Annotated in this window: 17 protein-coding genes; 6 read left to right on the top strand and 11 right to left on the bottom strand. The window is 65.6% G+C overall.

Annotated elements, in window-relative coordinates:
• Positions 1 to 3: 3 nt before the first annotated feature.
• From RTQ46_RS24825 to RTQ46_RS24790, 8 genes are all read right to left on the bottom strand, one after another.
• A complete protein-coding gene (locus RTQ46_RS24825) occupies positions 4 to 540 on the bottom strand; it encodes a cytochrome b (protein ID WP_312440266.1) in 537 nt (178 codons plus the stop codon).
• Positions 537 to 1,625, bottom strand: coding sequence for a catalase family peroxidase (locus tag RTQ46_RS24820; protein WP_312440265.1), 1,089 nt, complete (start codon positions 1,623 to 1,625; stop codon positions 537 to 539). Before RTQ46_RS24820 ends, RTQ46_RS24825 begins: the two co-directional genes overlap by 4 nt.
• Positions 1,626 to 1,702: 77 nt before the next feature.
• On the bottom strand, positions 1,703 to 3,100 hold the full coding sequence (locus tag RTQ46_RS24815) for a sensor histidine kinase (RefSeq protein WP_312440264.1): 1,398 nt from the start codon (positions 3,098 to 3,100) through the stop codon (positions 1,703 to 1,705).
• Entirely contained in the window at positions 3,097 to 4,503 is a 1,407-nt protein-coding gene (locus RTQ46_RS24810) for a sigma-54 dependent transcriptional regulator (RefSeq protein WP_312440263.1), read from the bottom strand. The genes RTQ46_RS24815 and RTQ46_RS24810 overlap by 4 nt, the downstream gene beginning before the upstream one ends.
• A gap of 14 nt (positions 4,504 to 4,517) precedes the next feature.
• Positions 4,518 to 5,714: an ABC transporter permease gene (locus RTQ46_RS24805; RefSeq protein ID WP_312440262.1), complete on the bottom strand. Its 1,197-nt coding sequence runs from the start codon at positions 5,712 to 5,714 to the stop codon at positions 4,518 to 4,520.
• The gene (locus RTQ46_RS24800; RefSeq protein ID WP_312440261.1) at positions 5,714 to 6,952 is read right to left on the bottom strand and encodes an ABC transporter permease; all 1,239 of its coding nucleotides are present in this window, start codon (positions 6,950 to 6,952) and stop codon (positions 5,714 to 5,716) included. Before RTQ46_RS24800 ends, RTQ46_RS24805 begins: the two co-directional genes overlap by 1 nt.
• Positions 6,953 to 6,963: 11 nt before the next feature.
• A complete protein-coding gene (locus RTQ46_RS24795) occupies positions 6,964 to 7,626 on the bottom strand; it encodes an ABC transporter ATP-binding protein (RefSeq protein WP_312440260.1) in 663 nt (220 codons plus the stop codon).
• A gap of 23 nt (positions 7,627 to 7,649) precedes the next feature.
• Entirely contained in the window at positions 7,650 to 8,897 is a 1,248-nt protein-coding gene (locus RTQ46_RS24790) for an efflux RND transporter periplasmic adaptor subunit (protein ID WP_312440259.1), read from the bottom strand.
• Between the two features lie 326 nt (positions 8,898 to 9,223).
• On the opposite strand from RTQ46_RS24790, the gene RTQ46_RS24785 reads away from it, so the two are divergent.
• Entirely contained in the window at positions 9,224 to 10,387 is a 1,164-nt protein-coding gene (locus RTQ46_RS24785) for a putative zinc-binding peptidase (RefSeq protein ID WP_312440258.1), read from the top strand.
• Here the strand turns inward: RTQ46_RS24785 and RTQ46_RS24780 are convergent.
• The gene (locus tag RTQ46_RS24780) at positions 10,290 to 11,108 is read right to left on the bottom strand and encodes a transglutaminase family protein (protein ID WP_312440257.1); all 819 of its coding nucleotides are present in this window, start codon (positions 11,106 to 11,108) and stop codon (positions 10,290 to 10,292) included. The two genes, RTQ46_RS24785 and RTQ46_RS24780, sit on opposite strands and share 98 nt — an antisense overlap.
• A gap of 247 nt (positions 11,109 to 11,355) precedes the next feature.
• Between RTQ46_RS24780 and RTQ46_RS24775 the strand changes: the two genes are divergently transcribed.
• The 5 genes from RTQ46_RS24775 to RTQ46_RS24755 all read left to right on the top strand — a co-directional run bounded on the left by RTQ46_RS24775 (position 11,356) and on the right by RTQ46_RS24755 (position 20,913).
• Entirely contained in the window at positions 11,356 to 14,703 is a 3,348-nt protein-coding gene (locus tag RTQ46_RS24775; RefSeq protein WP_312440256.1) for a transglutaminase family protein, read from the top strand.
• Between the two features lie 48 nt (positions 14,704 to 14,751).
• Positions 14,752 to 17,352 carry a circularly permuted type 2 ATP-grasp protein gene (locus tag RTQ46_RS24770; protein ID WP_312440255.1) on the top strand — a complete coding sequence of 867 codons (2,601 nt, stop codon included), beginning with the start codon at positions 14,752 to 14,754 and terminating at the stop codon, positions 17,350 to 17,352.
• Positions 17,349 to 18,284 carry a transglutaminase family protein gene (locus RTQ46_RS24765; protein ID WP_312440254.1) on the top strand — a complete coding sequence of 312 codons (936 nt, stop codon included), beginning with the start codon at positions 17,349 to 17,351 and terminating at the stop codon, positions 18,282 to 18,284. The genes RTQ46_RS24770 and RTQ46_RS24765 overlap by 4 nt, the downstream gene beginning before the upstream one ends.
• Positions 18,285 to 18,391: 107 nt before the next feature.
• Positions 18,392 to 18,829, top strand: a complete 438-nt coding sequence (locus RTQ46_RS24760; protein WP_312440253.1) for a helix-turn-helix transcriptional regulator — start codon at positions 18,392 to 18,394, stop codon at positions 18,827 to 18,829.
• Positions 18,830 to 19,182: 353 nt separating this feature from the next.
• Entirely contained in the window at positions 19,183 to 20,913 is a 1,731-nt protein-coding gene (locus RTQ46_RS24755; protein ID WP_312440252.1) for an ABC transporter ATP-binding protein/permease, read from the top strand.
• An 81-nt stretch (positions 20,914 to 20,994) separates the two neighbouring features.
• Here the strand turns inward: RTQ46_RS24755 and guaA are convergent, their stop codons facing one another.
• Both guaA and RTQ46_RS24745 read right to left on the bottom strand, forming a co-directional pair.
• Positions 20,995 to 22,605: a glutamine-hydrolyzing GMP synthase gene (guaA, locus tag RTQ46_RS24750; protein ID WP_312440251.1), complete on the bottom strand. Its 1,611-nt coding sequence runs from the start codon at positions 22,603 to 22,605 to the stop codon at positions 20,995 to 20,997.
• 65 nt (positions 22,606 to 22,670) lie between these two features.
• Positions 22,671 to 23,676: IMP dehydrogenase (locus RTQ46_RS24745; protein ID WP_312440250.1), on the bottom strand; the 1,006-nt coding region annotated here is incomplete at its 5' end.

Below are 23,676 nucleotides of genomic sequence, written 5' to 3'. Positions count from 1 at the left end.
CGTTTACTCCTTTTCGCCCCTGGCCATCTGCCCGAACACCTCGTCGCGCCGCACCCAGGCGTGAAACAGCGCCGCGCCCAGGTGGGCCAGGATGGTAGCGAACAGCACATATGCGAGGATGCCGTGCAGCGGGCGCAACATGCCGTATACCTCGGGGCTGTGCGGAAGGATGGCCGGCAGGTGCACCACGCCGAACATCGGGATCGGATAGCCGCCGGCCGACAGCATGGCCCAGCCGATCAGCGGCATCGCCAGCATCAGGCCGTACAGCAGCCAGTGCGAGGCGTGCGCGGCAAATTTCTGGATCGCCGGCAGGTCGCCGGGCAGCGCCGGCGTCGGCCGGCTCAGGCGGTTGACCAGGCGCACGATGGCCAGCAGCAGGATCGCGATGCCGAGCGGGCGGTGCAGGTCCAGCAGCTGGACGCGGTACTGCAGCGAGACGACCATGCCGGCGCCGACGAACAGCATGGCAAGAATGGCAAGCGCCATGGACCAGTGCAGCGCGCGGGCCAGCAAGTTGAAGTGGCGTGGGCGGTTCATTTGGCGCTCCCGTTCTGGACTGCAGGATAGGCGGACTTGCCGGCGCTGATTTCGCGCTCGCGGCGGTTGAACGACACCGAATACGCGGCCGAGCGCGCGTGCAGGATGGGGTCGTCGCTGGCGGCGATGCCGACCGGCAGGATCAGCGGATCGAAATTGAGGTCGCGGCATGGGCCGCTTGCCTGCGGCTCGGCATGCGCCAGGGTCAAGGTGCCGATGGTGGCTTCCTTGCGCGATTCGGGCCAGGCCTGCGAGGGATCGTTGACGGGGTCGTCCGGCTCGGCCAGCTGCACTACCATGTCCCACACCAGCGGGCCGGTGGCCAGGCGCCGGTCCAGGTCGGCGATCAGGAAATTCGCATCGGCCGCTTGCAGCTGTTCAGGGGTCATCGCCACGAACGGCGTGCGCGGGCGCATCGACCAGCGCACCATGCGGTCGACGCCGTGCGCGTCCGTCAGCCGAAACGCATTGATGCCGTTGAAACGGGTGCTGCCCAGGCTGTCCGAGCGGGGCGCGCTTTTCGCCCAGGCCTGGAAGGCGGCGATCTCGGGATGCGCGGCCAGCACGGCTTTCATTTTCTCCGGGTCCGGCTTGCCGGTGGCCGGATCGGGCTTGCCCGCCTCGTTCATCGCCTGGAAGCCTTGCGGCGTGGCGGCGGCAAAAAACGGAAAACTGTTCATGGCGATGCGCCATTCCTGGCCGTCGTCGGTTTTCAGCTGCACCGCCATGCCGCGCACGGGCGACGCATTGTCCGGCGCATACGGGTTGTTCGACGGCGCGGAAAAGCGGCCGATGACGGCAATCGACGGCTGCGAAAACGCGCGCGCCTTGGACAGGCTGGCCGCTTCCGGCGTGGGCGCAAAGGTGCCGGCAAAGCAGACGCCCTTGCTGTGCGCGCGGCGGAAACCCGGCTGCTGCTGGCCCGACGACTGGGCGAAGTCCATCATTTTTTGCGGCGTCAGCTTGTGGTTGCCGATCCAGCCGCCGACCCACGCGAACAGCGCGGCGAGGGCCAGCAGGATCAGGGCGATCGGTAACAGCAGCAGCAGGGAGCCGCGGCGCGGTGGGGGATTGGGGGTGGACATGTGGGTCTGGCTTTCGTAGGTTCGATGGCTGGCGACAGCGATCATAGCGCGTCCGGCAGAACCGTGCGCTTTGACAGTCAAACCCTGCCGGCATCCTCGGCTCCGGCAAGCCGCTCCCCCTGCCGTGGCGAGCGAGAATCCGGCCCGCCCTGCAGCCAGATATCAAAACTGGTCGCGCCCTGGCCGGTGGCCGACAACCGGTACGCAAGGCCGTGGCGCGTCAGCACCTCGCGCACGAACAGCAGGCCGATGCCCTGGCCGCCTTTCTTGGTGGTGAAAAACGGCATGAACAGCTGCCGCGCCGGCAAGGCGCCCAGCAGGTTGCCCGAGTCGATGATCGACAGGCGCACGCCACCTGCCTCGCCCGCCAGCTCAAACCAGATGGCACCATCGGCCGTGCCGCTCTGCTCGACCGCCTCCATCGCGTTCTTGACCACATTCAGCAGCGCCTGCTCCATCAGATGGCGGTCCAGCGCGATGGCCGGGACCGCGTCGCAGCGCCGCCAGCCGATCGCGATGCCGCGGCTGCGGCAGGGTTCGCGGTACAGGTACAGGATATCGTCCATGATCTCGCGCACCGCGACCGGCCTGGGCTCCGGCGCCGGCATCTTGACCACGCGCGTGAAGCGTTCGATGAATTCGCCCAGGCTGGCATTGCGGCGCTTGACGGCGGCAATCGCCGTGCCGAAGTCGTCGCCGTCGCGCGCGGTGAGCTGGCCACGGTAATACAGCAGCGAATCGAGCACCGAGCCGGTGGCCGCCACGGTGTTGTTGACTTCGTGCGCCAATACGCGGACCAGCTTGTCGTAGGTGGCTTTCTCGGAACTTTCCAGCTCCTGCGTCAGTTCCTCGACCAGCAGGAAGTGCCGCGCGAAACCGCGATCGTAAAAGCAGCCGCGCTGGCAGCGGTAGCGGCGTCCGTCGGCGTCGCTCAGCAACTGGCTGTCGCCGGGCGGCAGCGCGTCGAGCTGCAACAGCAATTCCTGCCTGTCCTCGCGTGCGCCCGCTGACAGCGCCCGCCCCTTCGCTTCCGGCCCCAGCCCCAGCAGCGCCTGGGCGCTGGCGTTGAGCAGGCTGATCTGGCCGTCGAAGTCGAACACCACCACCGCGCCGGGGGTCGCTTCGAGCAGGCGGTCGAGAAAGCCCTGCTGCTCGCCGATCTGCAAGCGCTCCTGGTACAGCGCGCCCAGCATGGTGTTAAACAGCTGTACCAGTTCATTGAGTTCTTTGTCGCCGCTGGCCTGCAGCCGCGCCGCGTAATGCTGGTCTTGCAGCAGGTCGTGGAAATGGCGCGTATAGCCGAGCGGCTCGAGCGCGCGGCCGACCAGGCGCACGCCCAGGGCCAGGCTGAGCAGCAACAGCGCCTCCACGGCCAGCATCGGCAGCGGCGTGGCGCGCAGCAGGAACACGCTCAGCGCGACGAACAGCAGGTGCGCCGCGAACAGATAGGCGTACAGGCGCCAGCGCAGGCTCATGCGGCGTCGCCGTCGTTGCCGCCGCCGAGGCCATGGCGTTCCAGGCGCCGGTACAGCGCCGTGCGGCTCAGCCCCAGCGACTTGGCCACGCGCGTGATATTGCCCTGGTGCTGGTCGAGCGCGTGGCCGATCATGTGGCGCTCGACCTGTTCCAGCGTCATGCCGTCGACGCCCAGGCGCTTGCCGGGGGCGCCGCCATGTTCATGCTGCTCGGCGTCGACGAAATCGGCCTGGCGCAGTTCGCTGCGCCCGACCAGCAGCAGCGTGCGTTCCAGCGTCTGCTTGAGCTGGCGGATATTGCCGGGCCACGGCTGCGCGCTCAGCCAGTCGAGCGCGCCCGGCGCGATGCTGGCCGTGCCCAGCCCGTAGCCGCGCGCCACCTCGGCGACGATATGGCGCGCCAGCAGCGGGATGTCGCTGCGCCGCTCACGCAGCGGCGGCAGCCGTATGGTGATCAGGTTCAGGCGGTAGAACAGGTCTTCGCGAAATTCGCCGCCGGCCACCAGTTCGGCCAGCTCGCGGTTGGTGGCCGACACCACCCGGATATCGGCCTGTTCGGTGCGGCTGGCGCCGACCGCCTGGTAGGTCTGGTCCTGCAGCACGCGCAGCAGCTTGACCTGGTCGGCGCGGTGCAGTTCGCCGATCTCGTCGAGGAACAGGGTGCCGCCGTGCGCGCTGGCGACATGGCCCTTGCGGTCGGTTTTGGCGTCGGTGAAGGCGCCGCGCACGTGGCCGAACATTTCACTCTCGAACAGCGACGGCGTGATCGCGCCCATGTTGATCTTGACGATGGGCTGGCCGGCGCGCGGGCTGTTGCGGTGGATGGCGTCGGCGATCAGCTCCTTGCCGCTGCCGCTCTCGCCCAGGATCAGCACCGGCGCCCTGGTGGCGGCCACCTGGGCGATGGTGGCCAGCACCTTGAGCAGGCGCGGGTGCTCGCCGACGATGGCGCCGAAATCGCACTGGGCGTCGAGCGCCTGGCGCGACGGGTTGGCCAGGCGCGCCGGCCCGCTGGTTTCCAGCGTGGCGCGGATCAGTTCGACCAGCTGGGTATTGTCCCACGGCTTGGTGAAGAAATTGGCGGCGCCGGCCTGCACGCCGCGCACCGCCAGCGCGATCGAACCCCAGGCCGTCATCAGCAGCACCGGCAGACCGGGCCGGCACTGCCTGATGGAAGCGAGCAGCTGCAGCCCTTCCTCGCCGCTGGTGTGCAGCGAGAAATTCATGTCCTGCAACACCAGGTCCGGCGCCTGCCGCGCCAGCAGCGCCAGCGCCTGGGCCGGATCGTCGCAGCACACGGCGTCATAGCCGGACTGCTTGAGCAGCAGCGCCAGCGAGACCTGCACCGCCGTGTCGTCGTCGACGACGAGGATGCGCGGACGCTCCTTGCGTGATATGTCCATCGATTCAAACCGCCTTATTCATAGTGCAGCGCCTGGGTCGGGCTCAGGCGCGCGGCACGCCAGCCCGGATATAGCGAACAGAGCAAGGATAGCAGACAGATCACGCCCGCCGATAGCACGCTGGCCATGAAAAATACCGTCCAGTCGAGGTTCTCGCCGAATACGCCGGTCAGCGGCAGTTGCACCAGCAGCACCAGCGCCACCGCCATCGCGCCCGAACTGAGCAGCATCTGCTCGGCGACGATCTGGCGGTAGATGTCGCCGGCACTGGCGCCCAGCGCGCGGCGCAGGCCGATTTCCGGAATGCGCTGGGTGGTGTTCTGCCACAGCACGCCGAACAGGCCGAACGCCACCATCACCAGCAAGAAAGCGGCGATCACCGACAGGATCGTCAACGGGATCATCTGCGTGCCGAGCATCGACTTGCGGCCATCGGGCAGCGGCGTGACGATATAGTTCCAGTCGCCGCGCACCTGTTTCAGGCGCGCATTGAGCCGGGTTTCAAACGTGCGCGGCGTGCCCGGGCGCAGCTTGAGCATGATGTTGTTGGCCGTCTCCTTGCCCACGCCCGGTATCCAGCGTGGCAGCATCATGTAGACCGGCTCCTGCAGTTCGCCCTGGGCGCGGAACTGCGCCACCACGCCGGTCACCCGATAGCGCTTCGGCGCTTCCTTGCCTGCCTGTTTCGCGATGTAGAGCTGGCCGATCGGATTCTTGCCCGGAAACAGCTTGTCGGCCACCAGCTGATTGACAATGACCGGCGTGGCGTCGGCGCCGTCGTCCGCCCTGGAAAACCAGCGCCCGGCGGCCAGCTTCATGTCCATGGTCCTGAAGTAGTCGTCGGACACGCCCAGGCCATCGATGGTGATCTGGCTGCTGCCGTCCGGCAGCGTGTATTCTTCGGTCCAGCGCGACATCTCGTAGGTGCCGAACCAGCTGAAGGCGACAGCCTCCACCTCGGGCAGCGCGAGCAGGCTGCGCCCGAGGTTGTCGAAGATGGCGGCGTCATTCGGCAGATCCTTGGCCGCGCGCATGCTCACCGACCACTGCTTGCGCCATTCGTGCCCGGTCGGCAACTGGTACAGCTGGTAGTGGCGCAGGCCGAACGCGGCAATGGCGAACACCACCAGGAAGGCCAGCAGGATTTCCAGGCTCAGCATCATGTTGCGGGATTTTCGTTTCCAGATCAGCTTCAACAGGTGGCGCAACATCAGGCAGTTCCTTTCAGGGCGTGGACCGGGTCGAGGCGGGCCATTTTCAGGGCCGGGATCAGGCCCGACAGCACGCCGAACACCAGCGTGATCAGCAAGCCATAGCCAAACACGGCGAAGTTCAGGTGGACTTTCAGATACGGGACCAGGCCCGAGCTTTCCAGCCACCACAGCGCGCCGGCCGCGCAGACCAGGCCGATGGCGCCGCCGGCCAGGCACAGCAACACGTTTTCCAGCACCAGCTGCGCCACCAGCTGGCGGCTGGTGGCGCCAAACGCCTTGCGCACGCCGATCTCGCTGCTGCGCTCCATGATGCGTCCCACGTTCAGGTTGACCAGGTTCAGCGCCGGCAGCATCATGAACAGCACCATCAGGGTGATGATGATGGCCAGCAGCTTGCCGGCGCCGCCCTCCTCGGTCTGGTCGGCGAGCAGGGTACGCGCGAACAGCTGCAGTTTGGAGTCGCCCCAGAAGCGCGTGGTATTGAACTGGTTCGGGTCGGGATACTGCACCGTCTTTGCGACCTCGACGATCTGGCGCTTGATGGCGGGCAGATCTTCGGCCCGGTAGGCCAGGATCATGGTGCTGAACATGCCGAACAGCTTGTCCTTGTAGTCGCTCGACGGCGCGCTGGTCAGCGGCACCCAGATATCGGAATAGGCGTTGATGTGCATCTCGTCCTGCACCACGCCGACCACGCTGAAGACCTGTCCGTTGGCGTTGAATTTCTGGCCCAGCCAGGTCTGGCCCGGAAACAGCTGCTGCGCGGTCGAGCGGTTGATCACGGCCACCATGCGGCCCTGTTCGACATCGTCGGCATTGAGGGTGCGGCCCGACACCAGCGCGAAATCGAGGATCTTCCAGTATTCGGCATCGGTCAGGCGCATCTGGCGGTCGTTGACGCGATCGGCCTGGTACACCGATACCGCCTGCGGAAAGCTGAACACCGACACGGCTTCGACGCCCTTGAGCGGTTTCAGGTATTGCGCGATCATCTTGTAGCCCAGCGTGCCGCGGCGGCGCCCCCCCTTGTCGGTGTGGCTCGACTCCACCATCACCATCTGCACGAAACGCGCGCTCTTGCCTTCCACGCCGGTCGGATAGAAAGTGTTCTGCAGCAGCGCCGCGACCACCATCAGCACCACCAGCGTGAGCACGATGCACAGCAGGTTGATGGCGGTGAACATTTTGCGGCGCAGAAAAACCTTCCACGCCGTCAGCATATAGTTCCTGAACATGCCGTCTCTCCTCAGGCGACCAGCTGGCCGTCGAACACGCGCACCACGCGCCCGGCCAGCCGCGCTTCCTGCTCGTTGTGGGTGACCATCACGACGGTGGTGCCCTCGCTGTTGAGCTTGAGCAGGATGTCCATCACCTCCTGGCCCATCTTGCTGTCGAGGTTGCCGGTCGGCTCGTCGGCCAGCAATACCTGCGGCTGGCCGACGATGGCGCGGGCGATCGCCACCCGCTGCTGCTGGCCGCCCGACAACTGGTTCGGGTAATGGTCCATGCGCGCCCCCAGGCCGACTTTTTCGAGCGCCTCGCGCGCCAGCCGCTGGCGCTTCCTGGCCGACATGTCGCGGTACAGCAGCGGCAGTTCGACATTGTCGATCACGCGCAGGTCATTAATCAGATGAAAGCTCTGGAAGATGAAGCCGAACGTGTTGTTGCGCAGCCTGGCCACATATTTGTCCTTGTACGAGGCTACCGGCGCGCCGCCCACCGTGATCGCGCCGCTGCCCGGATGGTCGAGCAGGCCGATCAGATTGAGCAGCGTGCTCTTGCCGCAGCCGCTGGGGCCCATGATGCAGACGAATTCGGCTTTCGCCACATGCAGGTCGATGTCTTTCAGGGCCAGGGTTTCGACCTTGTCGGTGCGGTAGGTCTTGCTGACTTTTTCCAGGCGTATCATGTTGTCCCTTTTTTGGGTGAGGTTTAGTCGGCCACGCGGACGCTGCCGCGGTCCTTGTAGCGGCTGGTATCTGAAATGATGAGACGCTCGCCGGCACGCGCGCCGGACAGGATTTCGACGCTCTTGCCGTCGCTGGCGCCGATATCGAGCGTGGTCTTGCGGGCGACGCCGTCGCGCACCACGAAGATCTCTTGCGGGCCGCGGCCGTTGAACGCCGGGCCCGCATCGGCCAGCAAGGTGTGGCTCTTCTGCTCGGTGACGATGTTGACCTCGACCCGCAGCTTGTTGCGCAGCATGGCGTGGTTCGGCTCGGCCAGCGTGACGAGCAGCTTGACGGTGCCGTTCTGGATCTCCGGCAAGATGGTTTGCACCCGCCCGGCCAGCCTGACGTTGCCCTGCTCCACCAGTACCGCCTGGCCGGCGCCCAGCGCGCGCGCATGAAAGTCGGACAGCGAAGCCTCGACCTTGTAATTGTTCAATTCGGACACCTTGGCCACCAGCTGGCCGTTGCCGACGCTGGCGCCCTCCTCGTCCATCAGCTGCGTCAGCATGCCGGCAAACGGCGCGCGCACGCGGGTCTGATCGGACAGCTGCTGCTGTTGCGCCAGCTGCTTTTGCAGGATGTTCTTTTGCAGCCGCGCCCCTTCGATATTGATCGAGGTGACACGCTGGTTGTCGTCGATCTGCTCGCGCTGCTGGCGCAGCTGGATCTCGATGCGCCGCACGTTCAGCTCGGCCGTCAGCAAATCTTCGGCCGACACGCCGCCCGCCTTGCGCAGCGTCTGCGAGCGGGCCAGCCGCACGCGGGCCGCCTCCAGGTCGAGCTGCAGCAGCTCGATCGCGCTGGCCGTCTGCTTGCGCTTCTGCGACAGCTCCAGCGTCAGCGCGGCGATGCGGTTTTCCTGCTGCGCCAGCTGCTCCCGGATGCTGTCGATGGCCAGCACCACGGCGCGCTCGTCGAGTTCCAGCAGCAATTCGCCGGCCCGCACCTGCTGGCCCAGCTTGGCATGCACTTTGGCCACATGGGTCTGGATCGGGCTCGACACCAGCTCTTCGTGCACCGGAATCACGATGCCGGACGCGTTGATGGTATTGGCGATACTGCCCACCCGTACCTGCGCCAGCATCAGCCCGGACGCCTCCACGCTGGGACCGACCAGCCGGTTGATGCCCCACGCGGCCAGGCACAGCGTGGCCAGCAGCGCGGCAATGACCAGTACCTGGTGGCGCTGGCGGCGCTTGATAATGCCGGGGTCGAGGGCGAGATCCATGGTGAGGCGTGGGCAAGTGGAGTATGCGCTCTCTTTCGCAATCTTCGTGCCACGTCTTGCCGCGCCAACAAAAGCCAATCAAATCAATCGGTTGGCGTGACAGCCGGCGACCGGTCAGGCGCCTCGATTTGCCCGACTTCGGACAGCGGTGTCCGGAAACGTACGGTTTTGCAGCGGTGCAGAAGGCTGCCGGCAAGACGGGAAAGCTTGCCTGTACCACCCCGCGCACGATAGCGAGTGATTGTCCTACACGCTCATCACTGAGCTGGATTTGCTGTTAGATTGTCATGCCCACAACCTCCCCACTTTTACTCAACCGGTGCCTCATGAAAACGTTTCATTGCGACAAGTGCTCACAGCAAGTCTTTTTCGAAAATACCCACTGTTCCAACTGCGACAGCATGCTGGGCTACGAGCCCTCGCTGCGCACCATCAACAGCTACGAACCGGCCGACAATGGCCTGTGGAGCAGCCTGAACAAGCGCGACGCGGGCAAGCTGTACAAGCAGTGCAGCAATTATGTGGAACACAATGTGTGCAACTGGATGATCCCGGCCGACGATCCGCATGAACTTTGTGAGTCGTGCCAGTTCACGGTGGTGATCCCGGCGCTGTCGTCGGAGAAGAACGTCGTTTTATGGTCGCGCCTGGAAACGGCCAAGCGCCGGCTGCTGTTCTCGCTGGCCGCGCTGAACCTGACGCCGGACTCGAAAGAGACGGCGCCCGATACCGGCCTGGCGTTCCAGTTCCTGGAAGACGGCGTGACGGACCAGTGCGTGATGACGGGCCACGACGACGGGCTGATCACGCTCAATATCGCCGAAGCCGATCCGGCCGAGCGCGAACGCACGCGCGAGCAGATGCATGAACGCTACCGTACCTTGCTGGGACACTTCCGCCACGAGAGCGGCCATTATTATTTCGACCGCCTGGTGGTTGACAGCCAGTGGATCGACGGTTTCCGTGCACTGTTCGGCGACGAACGCGCCGACTACGGCGAAGCGCTGCAGCGCCACTATAGCGAGGGCCCGGTGGCCGACTGGGAAGAGCGCTTCGTCAGCAGCTACGCCAGCTCGCATCCGTGGGAAGACTGGGCCGAAACCTGGGCGCATTACCTGCACATGCTCGATACGCTGGAAACGGCGCACGCGTGCGGCCTGTCGCTCAAGCCGGCCAAGGCCGACGAACCGTCGCTCGACGGCGTGACCCTGCCCAGCAAGACCGGCACGTTCGACGAAACCCTGTCCGACTGGTTCGCCCTCACTTACGTGCTTAACAGCCTGAACCGCAGCATCGGCATGCCGGACTCGTATCCGTTCAAGCTCAGCACGCCCGTGCTGGAAAAGCTCGCCTTCGTGCACAAGGTGGTCGATTCCTACAAGGCGACGGGGATCAGGAATCTGGCCAAGCCGGCGGCTGCAACGGCTCCTGCAGCAGCTGCACCGTTACCTGCATCCGGTGCGCCGGCAACGCCGGTCCAAACTGGTTGAAGATCGCCACGTCAGCCGCGTCGTGCCCGTAGGCCAGCGTGACGCGCCCGCCGCGCGGGCCGGCCTGGGTGGCGTCGAAGGTATACCAGCGCCCGCCCACCCAGGCTTCGAACCACGCATGCAGGTCCATTGGCTCCAGCTGGTGCAGATAGCCCACCACCATCCGCGCCGGGATGCACAGGCTGCGGCACAGGGCGATGCCCAGGTGCGCCAGGTCGCGGCACACGCCTTCGCGCCGCAAGTTGACCTCGGTGGCCGTCATGTGGCCATAGACTGTGGCCGGATCGAAGCGCACCTCGCGCCGGATCCAGTCGCAGATGGCGGCTACCTGGTCATAGCCCGGCGCCACCGCCGCGACGATCTCGCCGGCCATGGTCGAGAACTGCTCGGATTCGCAATAGCGGCTGGGCAAAAGAAAAGTCAGCACGCCGTCGGGCAGGTGTTGCACGGCGTCGAACGGCGCGCCGGGCGCCACGTCGATGTCCTCGGCGGTCAGCACGTCGGCCGAGGTCTCGATGGCAAACTCGCCGGCCGGCGCCACCAGGCGCTGGCACAGGTTGCCATACATATCGGTAAATTCCACCACCGGCACGCTGGGCGTGAGCATATAGGCCTCGCGCGCCACCCATTGCTGGGCGCCGCTGCGCGGGCGCAGCATCAGGATGAACGCGGTCGGGCAGTCGAGGGTGAATCCCAGCTTGCAGGCGGTACGCAGCCACATGGAGTAATCGCTTTCACTTTCAATATCGGGGTGATCTGCACCATGATGGCGCACCGTGCGCGCACGATGGCGTCGGCGCGGTGCATGGCAATGGTGTCAAAGTCATAAAGCATCTTAGCACTCTCATTCTTATCAAGAAACGTGCCTGCGGTGCGCGGCGTGTTACGCTGGAATTTCAGGTATGAATCATGCTTATCCAATACTATCGCCCGACCCAGGTCGCGCCCACATCGAAAAGGCACTCCGCATGGCTATCCGTATCGCGCTGCACCACAAGACCAGTTACCGTTACGACCGTCTGGTCAATCTGTCGCCGCACGAAGTCCGCCTGCGCCCTGCCCCCCACGCGCGCACGCCCATCCTGTCGTACTCGCTGACGGTGCAGCCGCAGGACCATTTCATCAACTGGCAGCAGGACCCGTACGGCAACTATATCGGCCGGTTCGTGTTCCAGGAAAAAACCGACGTGCTGGAGTTTACGGTCGATCTGGTGGCCGACATGACGGTCATCAACCCGTTCGATTTCTTCGTCGAGAAATATGCGGAAAAATTTCCGTTCGCCTACCCGGAGCAGCTGACTGCGGAACTGAGCCCCTATCTGGTGACGGAACCGGCCGGCCCGCTGCAGAGCGCATGGGTGGCCGAGGCGCGCGCCGCCCTGCTGGCGCAGCCGATGCTGACGAACGACTTCCTGGTCGCCATCAACCAGCGCCTGCAGCACGATATTGCCTACCTGCTGCGCATGGAGCCGGGCGTGCAGGCGCCGGAAGACACGCTGGAAAAGCGCTCCGGCTCGTGCCGCGATACCGGCTGGCTGCTGGTGCAGATCCTGCGTGAACTGGGACTGGCGGCGCGTTTCGTGTCCGGCTACCTGATTCAATTGCGCGCCGACCAGGAGGCGCTCGACGGCCCCAGCGGCGCGGCCGAAGACTTTACCGACCTGCATGCCTGGACCGAGGTGTATATCCCGGGCGCCGGCTGGATCGGGCTGGACCCGACCTCGGGCATGCTGGCCAGCGAAGGCCATATTCCGCTTGCCTGTACCGCCATGCCGTCGTCGGCGGCGCCCGTCAGCGGCTATACCGACCAGGCCGAGGTCACGTTCTACCATGAAATGACGGTCACCCGCATCCACGAGGACCCGCGCGTGACCAAGCCGTATTCGGAAGCGGACTGGCAGAAGATCGACCAGCTGGGCCAGCAGGTGGACGCCGACCTGAAACGCCAGGACGTGCGCCTGACCCAGGGCGGCGAGCCGACCTTCGTGTCGATCGACGACATGGATGGCGCGCAATGGAACACCCTGGCCCACGGCGACGAGAAGCGCGAACTGGCCGGCAACCTGATGCACCGCCTGAAAAACCACTTTGCGCCGGGCGGCATGCTGCACTACGGCCAGGGCAAATGGTATCCGGGCGAGCCGCTGCCGCGCTGGGCCTTGAATATCTTCTGGCGCGTCGACGGCCAGCCGATGTGGCTCGATGCCACCCTGTTCTCCGACGAACACGTCAACGACGGCTATGGCAGCGAACAGGCGGCCAGCTTTGCCGCCGAACTGACCAAAACGCTGCGCCTGCCGGCCAACAGCGCGATCGCCGCCTACGAGGACGTGCTGCTGCAGGCCCAGCGCGAACAGGCGCTGCCGCGCAACCTGGACCCGTTGCAGGCCGACCTGAAGGCGCCCGAAGAGCGGCGCCGCCTGGCGCGCCTGCTGGAACGGGGCCTGGGCCAGGTGGCCGGCTATGTGCTGCCATTGAAAGCGGCGGACTACGACCCTGCCGTGATGCTGGGCACCAACTGGCGCACCTCGGCCTGGCCGCTGCGGCGCGAGCATCTGTACCTGATCGAAGGCGATTCGCCGATGGGCCTGCGCCTGCCGCTGGCGACCCTGCCGTGGGTGCTGCCCGAAGAGCAGGAGGCGGACATGGAATTCGATGTCGACCCGTTCGCGCCGCGCGGCGCGCTGCCGGCCGCCAAAAAAGACAAGCGCCCCGTGCTGGGCCTGGCCGCCGGCAAGGGAGCCGACCCTGCCGCCAGGGCGCGCACGCCGCAGGACCCCGCCGCGCGCGACGTGATCCATACGGCGCTGTGCATCGAAGTGCGCGCCGGCCGCCTGCACATCTTCATGCCGCCCCTGAAACGCATCGAGGATTACCTGGCGCTGGTCACGGCCGTGGAAAACACCGCGTCCAAACTGAAGATGAAGCTGTGGATCGAGGGCTATGCGCCGCCGCGCGACCCGCGCATCAAGCTGCTCAGCGTGACGCCCGACCCTGGCGTGATCGAGGTGAACATCCACCCGGCGGCCAGCTGGAATGAGCTGGTCTACAACATGTCCACCCTGTACCAGGAAGCGCGCCTGACGCGCCTGGGCACGGAAAAATTCATGCTCGACGGCCGCCATACCGGCACCGGCGGTGGCAACCACGCCACCCTGGGCGGCGCCACCGCCGAAGACAGCCCGATGCTGCGCCGGCCCGACCTGCTGAAAAGCCTGATCACCTACTGGCAGGTGCATCCGTCCCTGTCGTACCTGTTCTCGGGCACCTTTATCGGGCCGACCAGCCAGGCGCCGCGCGTCGACGAAGCGCGCGACGACAATCTGTACGAACTGGCGATCGCCTTCCAGCAGATGGACCAGGTGCTGCCGACCATGCACCCGGGCGACAAGCCGTGGATGGTCGACCGCCTGCTGCGCAATATGCTGGTCGATTTGACCGGCAATACGCACCGCTCCGAGTTCTCGATCGACAAGCTGTATTCGCCGGACGGCCCGACCGGCCGCCTGGGACTGGTGGAGTTCCGCGCCTTCGAAATGCCGCCGCACGAGCGCATGAGCCTGTTGCAAATGCTGCTGCTGCGCGCGCTGGTGGCCCGCTTCTGGCGCCAGCCTTTCCAGGCCAAGCTGGTGCATTGGGGTACGGCGCTGCACGACCGCTGGATGCTGCCGCACTTCGTTGCCCAGGATATCCGCGACGTCGCGCGCGACCTGCGCGAGGCCGGCTACCAGTTCGAGGATCACTGGTTCGAGCCCTTCATCGAGTTCCGCTTCCCGCGTTTCGGCACCGTGGTGTATGAAGGCGTGGAAATGGAGCTGCGCCAGGCCATCGAGCCGTGGAATGTGCTGGGCGAGGAAGTCTCCGCCGGCGGCACCGCCCGCTATGTCGATTCGTCGGTCGAGCGCATGCAGCTGCTGGTGCGCGGGCTGACGGACGGGCGCCACATCGTGGCCTGCAATGGCCGCATGCTGCCGCTGCATCCGACCGGCGTGCCGGGCGAGTACGTGGCCGGCGTGCGCTTTCGCGCATGGAGCCCGTGGTCGGCGCTGCACCCGAGCATCCGCGTGCAGGCGCCGCTGACGTTCGACCTGGTCGACACCTGGAGCGGGCGCGCGATCGGCGGCTGCACCTATCACGTGGTGCATCCGGGCGGGCGCAGCGAAGTCGGCTCGCCGGTCAACGCCAACGCCGCCGAAGCACGCCGCTTTGCGCGCTTCTGGCCGCACGGCCACACGCCGGGCCCGATGACTGTGCGCAAAGAGGCACACAATCCGAGCTTCCCGATGACCCTGGACTTGCGCTGGCAGCCGGATTGACCTATTGTCTCGTACCCGCCATTCCATCTCCATCTGTCACGCGCGCCCATGCCCTCTCCTCTCCTAGCCCATTACCTGGCCGCGCCTGACAGCTACGACGAAATGCTGGACGCGGACAGGGTGCCGCGAGCGCACTGGCGCGCGATGCTGGCCAACCTGGCGCACGAAGCGCCGGGCATGATGCGCCAGCGCTACGAGATGGTGCAGCGCCAGGTGCGCGAGAACGGCGTTACCTACAACGTGCCGGCCGACCGCGACGGCCGACAGCGGCCATGGGATTTGAATGCGCTGCCGCTGGTTTTGCCGCCCGACGAATGGAGCGGCATCGAAGCGGCCGTGATCCAGCGCGCCACCCTGCTCAACCAGATCCTCGGCGACGTGTATGGCAAGCAGCAGATGCTGCGCGAGGGGCTGCTGCCGCCGGCGCTGATCCACGGCCACGCGGGCTTTTTGCGCCCTTGCCACGATATTGGCCATCATGACGACGTGGCCCTGCATTTCTATGCGGTGGACCTGGCGCGCGCGCCGGACGGCAAGTGGTGGGTGGTGGCCGACCGCACGCAGGCGCCGTCGGGCGCCGGCTATGCGCTGGAAAACCGCGCCATCATCTCCCCCACCTTCCCCGACCTGCTGCGCGAACTGAAAGTGCAACCGCTGACGCGCTTTTTCCGCACCATGCACGACAGCCTGGTGCATTGGGGAAGATTGTGCGCAGCGGGCGGCGACGCGCCGGCGCCGCTGCGCGACGGCGACATGCCGCTGATCGTGCTGCTGACGGCCGGACCGCGCACCGCCAGCTACTACGAGCAGGCCTACCTGGCGCGCCACCTGGGGCTGGCGCTGGTCGAAGGCGGCGACCTGACCGTGCGCGACGGCGTGGTGTACCTGAAAACCCTGGCCGGCCTGCAGCGCGTGCATGTGATCATGCGCCGGGTCGACGACGAAGCGTGCGACCCGCTGGAGCTGAACAGCTCCATGCTCGGCGTGGCGGGACTGACCCAGGCGGCAAGGCGCGGCAATGTGCTGGTTGCCAACAGCCTCGGCTCCAGCCTGCTCGAATCGGGCGCCATGCTCGGCTTCCTGCCGGCGCTGTCGCGCCGCCTGCTGGGCGAACCGCTGAAGATGCCGTCGGTGGCCACCTGGTGGTGTGGCGAGCCGGCCGCGTTAGAGGCAGTGATCGAGAAACTCGACCGGCTGGTGATCAAGCCCAGCTTTTCCCAACGTCCGCAGTCGGCGGTGTTCGGCAAGGATCTCGACGGCACGGCGCGCGAGGCGTTTATCGCCGGCCTGCGCGCCAATCCGGGCGATTTCATCGCCCAGGAAGTGGTGCGCCTGTCGCAGGCGCCCGTGTGGAAAGGCGGCGCCACGCCCGGCCTGCAGGCGCGCGCCATCGGCCTGCGCGTGTTCGCCTGCGCCACGCCGAACGGCTACGTGGTGATGCCGGGTGGCCTGACGCGCGTGGCCACCGGGCCCGATGCACGCGTGCTGACCATGCACATGGGCGGCGCCAGCAAGGACACCTGGGTGCAGGCGCGCGCCAGGGTGGAAGTGCACCGCCCGCAGCACCGCAGCATCACCAGCGAGAACCTGGTGCGCGAAGACACCAATCTGTCGAGCCGGGTGGCGGAAAACCTGCTGTGGTACGGCCGCCATGCGGAGCGCTGCGACAATATCGGCCGCCTGCTGCGCGTCGCGCTGCACTTCCTGTTCAACGTGCGCTTCGACCAGCGCGGCGCCGAGTGGCCCACGGTGGAGGCCTTGTGCATCCACTTCCAGCTGCTCGACGCCGGCAAGAAGCCGGCGCTGCCTCCTGCTGTCCAGACTCAGTCTCAAAGCCTGGGCGGGCTGACCATGAGCCAGATGCAGACGCAGACCGGCGCGCCCGCCGCCATCTTCAGCGACGCCGAGATCGAGTCGGCGCTGCTGCTGGCAGTGGTGTCGCCCGCCGTGCCAGGGCTGGCGCGGCAGCAGCGCCAGCTGCACCAGGTGGCCGGCCAGTTGCACGAGCGTTTTTCGGTCGATAACTGGCGCGCCCTGAACCGCATGGTGCAGCCGGCCGTCCACCCGGGCGAGCGGCCGTCGCAGTCGGCCGCCATGACCATCCTCGACGACGCCGCCGCCTCGCTGATGATGCTGGCCGGCTTCGCGCTCGACGGCATGACGCGCGACCTGGGCTGGCGCTTCATGTCGATCGGCCGCCGCCTGGAGCGGCTGCAGTTCCAGTGCGAAGTGCTGCAGCGCGCGCTGGCGATGGACCGCAACGGCAACCTGGACTGGCTGCTGGAACTGTCCGACAGCATCGTCACCTACCGCGCCCGCTACCGCGCCCAGCCCGAGTGGCTGCCGGTGCTGGACCTGCTGCTGCGCGACGAAAGCAATCCGCGCTCGGTGCTGTTCCAGATCAACGGCATCCTGGGCACGCTGCACCGCATCGCGCAAACCCACGGCAGCTGCGGCGAACACCTGCTGGCGCCATTGAAGCAAGAACTGACCGCGCTGGCGCCGGGCACGGACCTTAACTACGGCAACGCCACGCTGAGCGCCCTGCTGAACCGCATCCAGCTGGCCAGCGCGGCGCTGTCCGAACATATCAGCGTGCAGTTTTTCAGCTATACCGAGAATGGCGAGCAAAGGAAGCGCACATCATGAGCGAGTGGCCAACCGGCGCCGAAGTCTGCGCGCGCTACCGCGTGGTGCACGAGACGCGCTACCGCTACCAGAGCACCGTCACCCTGTCGCAGCAATACCTGCACCTGACGCCGCGCCCGTTCGCCTGGCAGCAGACCGAATCGCACCTGATCTGGCTCGATCCGGTCGTCAGCGAAGGCAAGGACGGCGTCGATTACTTCGGCAACAGCATCCGCCATGTGGCCCTCACCGTGCCGCACGACCGCCTGCTGGTGCACGCCGAATCGACCGTGCTGCTGCGCGCGCGCCCCGGTCTGGCGCACATCGCGGCCACCCTGCCGTGGGAGAGCGTGCGCGACATGATGGGCAAGGAAAAAAGCGCCGCCACGCTCGAAGCGTGCCGCTACCTGTATGCCTCGCCCCATGTGCACTGGTTTCCGGAACTGGAAGCCTACGCGCGCAAGAGCTACACGCCCGGCCGGCCCCAGCTCGATGCGGCGCTGGAGCTGACGCAGCGCATCTTCGACGACTTCGAATTCGACAGCAAGGCCACCGAGATCTCGACGCCGCTGGAACAGGTGCTGCGCGGCCGGCGCGGCGTGTGCCAGGACTTCGCCCAGCTGATGATCGGCTGCCTGCGCAGCATCGGCCTGCCGGCGCGCTACATCAGCGGCTACATCCTGACCCACCCGCCCGCCGGCCAGCCGCGCCTGGTCGGCGCCGACGCCTCGCACGCCTGGGTCTCGGTGTACTGCCCTGCCCTGGGCTGGGTCGACTTCGACCCGACCAACCGCTGCCTGGTTCAGCACGACCACATCACCCTGGGCTGGGGCCGCGATTTCAGCGACGTCACGCCCATGCGCGGCATCGTGCTGGGCGGGGGACGGCAGGATCTCGATGTGCAGGTGACGGTGACGCCGTTGCCGGTGCTGCCGCTTGCGCATCCGGCATAGCTGACGTCATTGTTACCGAAAGCCTGCAGGACTTCCTGACATCGTTGCGGCGACGGGTGCCTCACGGCAGATCATTCACCAACGTTGTAGATTGAGAGACAATACGTATGTCTGGCAACACCCCGGTTTCCGAACGCATTAAAAGCTGCCGCGAGAATCTTCATTACTCACAAGTGCAGCTTGCCGAACTGGCGGGCATCAATCCTACGCAGCTGTATCGCTACGAATCAGGCAAAGCCCATCTTCGTCTGGACGCGGCAGAGAAGCTTGCCTCGGTCCTCGACGTCAGCACTGTCTGGCTGGTGCATGGCACGTTGCCCATCGCCAGAGGGACACAAATTGACCCGCCAGTGCCTGCCGAAGACGGGCTACGCCTGAATGCTCTGGAACTTCCCCCCGCGCTGGCCTCTGCCGTCAAGCTGCTGGCCATGCAAAATGCCAGCACCGTAGAAATAGAGCTGCTGAAGCTTGCGCAACAGGGCCTCGAAGCCATGCATAAAAAAGCCCCGGCTTGCGCCGGGTGTGCAGGCAAGAACGAGAAATAGCTGTCTCGCTACCCTGCCGTGCTGAAATGACCTTTGCGGCTGGCAGGCGGTGCAACTTGATGCTGCAGCGCGGCGGCATCGCTTTACCGCATCGGTGCGCGGCAATGCTGATGCCATATGGGCACGAGATAGCCGCGCACTGTTGTACTGTTGCTTTGCAAACATTTCCACATTGACGCTATGATGCAGTGCAGCAGCCCATCATTCATGCACCCATATCACTTTTTACAGGCGCATCTTATGGCACCCTTATACCTTTTCAACTTGCTGCACCCACCAGCATGCCGTGCCGAGCTCGACTTTGCGGCGCCACGGCAACCGATGCCCGACCCCATTTGTCAAACGCACCGACCGTGAGAGACACGCCCGGACATTCCGCGATCGATGCAGCCGGCCGCCCCGGCATGCTGCACCTGTTCGCGCCCTACTGGTGCGCGCGCAAGCGCTGGCGCGCCTGGCTGCTGGTGGCGCTATGGTTGGCCATCACGCTCGGCTCCGCCTGGCTGTACGTGCGGGCCAATGAGCTGACCGGCGAACTGACCGACGCACTGCTGGGCCGCAAGTGGGATGTGTTGAAAAAAGTGGTCTGGATGACGATCGGCGTCGGCCTGCTGGTGGGCGCGCTCGGCGTGGTGCGGACCGCCATCATCGACCTGATCGACCTGGACTGGCGCACATGGCTGAGCAACCACTACCTGGAGCAGTGGTTCAGCTCGCACGCTTACTACGACATGGATCCCGATGGCGCGCTGTCCAATGCCGACCAGCACATCGCCGAAGACGTCAGGCTGTTTGCCAACAGCAGCGTGGTGAACATTTCCAACATGGTCAACGTGGTGGTCAATATCGTGGCCTTTACGGCCGTCTTGTGGACGCTGTCCGGCACCCTGACCATACCCCTCGGCGATATGCGCCTGCAGATTCCCGGCTATATGGTCTACGTCGCGCTGATCTACAACGTGGCGTATCTGCTGCTGGTGCACTGGGTCGGCAAGCGCCTGATCGTGCTGGGCATGAAACGGCAGACCGTCGAGGCGGACTACCGCTACGGCGCCATGCAGGTGCGCGAAAACGCCGTGCAGATCGCGTTTTATGGCGGCGCCGCCAACGAGTTGCGGCGCCTGCGCCGCCGCTTCGAGAAAATCCGCGACAACGTGCTGGCGACGGTGGTGCGCAACGCCAAGCTCGAGATGACCAGGACGGTCTACGGCCACCTGTTTGCCGTGCTGCCGACGCTGACCGCCCTGCCGCGCTATTTCGCCGGCGAGATCACGATGGGCGGCGTGACGCAAGCCGTCGGCGCCTTCGGCCAGCTGAGCGCGTCGCTCGGCTACTTCCAGGAGTCGTACAAGAGTTTTGCGATGTGGCTGGCGCTGGCGAACCGGCTGCGCGATTTTTCCTGGGCCATCAACAAGGCGCACGCGCGGCCGAACGGCTTTACCGTGGCGCGCGCCAGCCAGGACGGCATTCACAGCAGCATGCTGGCCCTGCGCACGCCGGACGGCGACCCGCTGGCCGATGTGGCGCCGCTGCAATTGGCGGCAGGCAGCCGCACGCTGGTGCGCGGCCCGTCGGGCACCGGCAAGAGCACCTTGCTGCGCACCCTGGCCGGTTTATGGCTGCATGGCGCGGGTACCGTCACGCTGCCGGCCAAGGCCCGCATCATGTTCTTGCCGCAGCGCAGCTACCTGCCGACCGGCACCTTCAAGGCCGCCATGTGCTACCCGATGACGCCCGATCAATTCGACGACGCCACCTGCCGGCGCGTGCTGGAAGCGTGCGGCCTGGGCAGCCGCATCACGTCGCTCCATACGCGCGACAACTGGCAGCAACTGCTGTCCGGCGGCGAACAGCAGCGCGTCGCCTTCGCCCGAGTGCTGCTGCAACGGCCCGACTTCGTGTTTCTCGATGAAGCGACCAGCGCGCTCGACCCGGCCACCGAGGCCAGCCTGTACCAGGCCCTGATCAGGGAACTGCCCGACAGCGCCATCATCAGCGTGGCGCACCGCACCGCCGTGGCCGACTACCACGACGACATTATCGAACTGGTGCCCAGCACGGCCCCGGCAGCGCAGCCCGCCTGACACGCAAAAAAACCAAGCCCGCAATAAGCGGGCCTGGTTTGGTTTCAGTTCATTTCAGCTCCGGCCACGCCGGACGGCAGATCACTCCCACTCGATCGTCGCCGGCGGCTTGCCCGAAATATCGTACACCACGCGGTTGATGCCGCGCACTTCGTTGATGATGCGGTTCGACACCTTGCCCAGCAGCGCGTGCGGCAGGTGCGCCCAGTGCGCGGTCATGAAGTCTTGCGTCTGCACTGCGCGCAGGGCCACCACCCATTCATAGGTGCGGCCGTCGCCCATCACGCCGACCGATTTGACTGGCAGGAACACGGCAAACGCCTGGCTGGTCGCTTCGTACCAGTTGGTCGGCACGCTGTCCTGGTCGAAGCCGGGCACCACCACTGGTTCATACGGCGTGTTGCGCAGCTCTTCGATGAAGATGGCGTCGGCGCGGCGCAGCAGGTCGGCGTAGTCTTTCCTGACTTCGCCGAGGATGCGCACGCCCAGGCCCGGGCCAGGAAACGGATGGCGGTAGACCATGTCGTGCGGCAGGCCGAGCGCGACGCCCAGCTTGCGCACTTCGTCCTTGAACAGTTCGCGCAGCGGTTCAAGCAGTTTGAGCTTCATGGTGTCCGGCAGGCCGCCCACGTTGTGGTGGCTCTTGATGGTCTGGCCCTTCTTGCCCTTGCCGGCCGACTCGATCACGTCCGGGTAGATGGTGCCTTGCGCCAGCCATTTGGCGTTGACCAGCTTGCCCGACTCGACCTGGAACACTTCGACGAACTCGCGGCCGATGATCTTGCGCTTCTGTTCGGGATCGGTGACGCCGGCCAGGTGGCCCATGAACTGGTCTTCCGCATCGACGCGGATGACTTTCACGCCCAGGTTCTTGGCGAACATGTCCATCACCATCTTGCCTTCGTCCAGGCGCAGCAGGCCGTGGTCGACGAACACGCAGGTCAGCTGGTCGCCGATGGCGCGGTGGATCAGCGCGGCGGCCACGGACGAATCGACACCGCCGGACAGGCCCAGGATGACGTCGTCGGTGCCGACTTGCGCGCGGATTTTTTCCACCGCTTCGCTGATGTAGTCAGGCATGTTCCAGTCCGATTTGCAGCCGCAGATTTCATGCACGAAACGGCCGATCATGGCCTTGCCCTGCACCGTGTGCGTCACTTCCGGGTGGAACTGCACGCCGTAGAACTGGCGCTCTTCGTCGGCCATGGCGGCGATCGGGCAGCTCGGGGTGTTGCCCATCAGCTTGAAGCCTGGCGGCATTTCCAGCACCTTGTCGCCGTGGCTCATCCACACTTTCAGCATGCCGTGGCCTTCGTCGGTGATGAAATCGGCAATGCCGTTCAACAATTTGGTATGGCTGCGGGCGCGCACTTCGGCGTAGCCGAATTCCCGCACCAGGCCATTTTCAACCTTGCCGCCCAGCTGGGCCGCCATGGTCTGCATGCCGTAGCAGATGCCGAGCACGGGCACGCCCAGCTCGAACACGGCTTGCGGCGCGCGCGGCGAATCGCCTTCCAGCGTGGAATTGTGGCTGCCCGACAGGATCACGCCGGCGGCGCCATAGTTGCGCACGAATTCTTCGCTGACATCGTACGGGAAGACTTCGGAGAACACGCCGGAATCGCGCACGCGGCGGGCGATCAGCTGGGTGACTTGGGAGCCGAAATCGAGAATGAGGATTTTAGAGTGCATGGTGGGGACTTTATCTGAGGTCATTACAAAACCGGCGCACTGGGCGCCGGTTAGTCTGTCGCTATTTATTCCGAGCGGTAGTTCGGTGCTTCCTTGGTAATCTGCACATCATGGACATGCGACTCGCGCATGCCGGCCGAGGTGATTTCCACGAATTCCGCTTTCTCGCGCAGCTCGTCGATGGTGGCGCAACCGCAATAGCCCATCGATTGACGCACGCCGCCCACCAGCTGGAAGATGATCGCCAGCACGCTGCCCTTGTAGGCGACGCGGCCTTCGATACCTTCAGGCACGAACTTGTCGGCCTTCATGGTGGCGTCCTGGAAGTAGCGGTCAGCCGAACCATCGGACATCGCGCCCAGCGAACCCATGCCGCGGTACGATTTGTACGAACGGCCCTGGTACAGGATCACTTCGCCCGGCGCTTCTTCGGTACCGGCAAACATCGAACCCATCATGACGGTCGAGGCGCCAGCGGCCAGCGCTTTCGAGATATCCCCCGAGAAGCGGATGCCGCCGTCGGCGATGCATGGCACGCCCGTGCCGGCCAGTGCTTCGGCTACGTTCGAGATGGCGGTAATCTGCGGCACGCCCACGCCGGCGACGATACGCGTGGTGCAGATCGAGCCAGGACCGATGCCGACCTTGACCGCGTCAGCGCCGTACTCGACCAGCGCCCTGGCGGCGGCGGCGGTGGCGATATTGCCACCGATAACTTCGACTTGCGGGTACTTGGTCTTGATCCAGCGTACGCGGTCGAGGATGCCCTGCGAGTGGCCGTGGGCGGTGTCGACCACCAGCACGTCGACACCGGCAGCGACCAGCAGGTCGATGCGTTCTTCATCCTTGGCGCCCACGCCGACGGCAGCGCCGACCAGCAGCTTGCCCTGGCTGTCTTTCGACGCGAACGGGTGCGAGGTCGACTTCTGGATATCCTTGACGGTGATCAGGCCGCGCAGCTCGAACGCGTCGTTGACGACCAGCACGCGCTCGAGGCGGTGCTTGTTCATCAGGCGCTTGGCTTCGTCGCGGTCGGCACCTTCGGTGACGTACACGAGTTTTTCGCGCGGG

The organism is Janthinobacterium sp., assembly GCF_031995485.1.
Taxonomy (GTDB): Bacteria; Pseudomonadota; Gammaproteobacteria; order Burkholderiales; family Burkholderiaceae_D; genus Janthinobacterium.
This window is presented reverse-complemented; position numbering and strand designations above follow the sequence as displayed.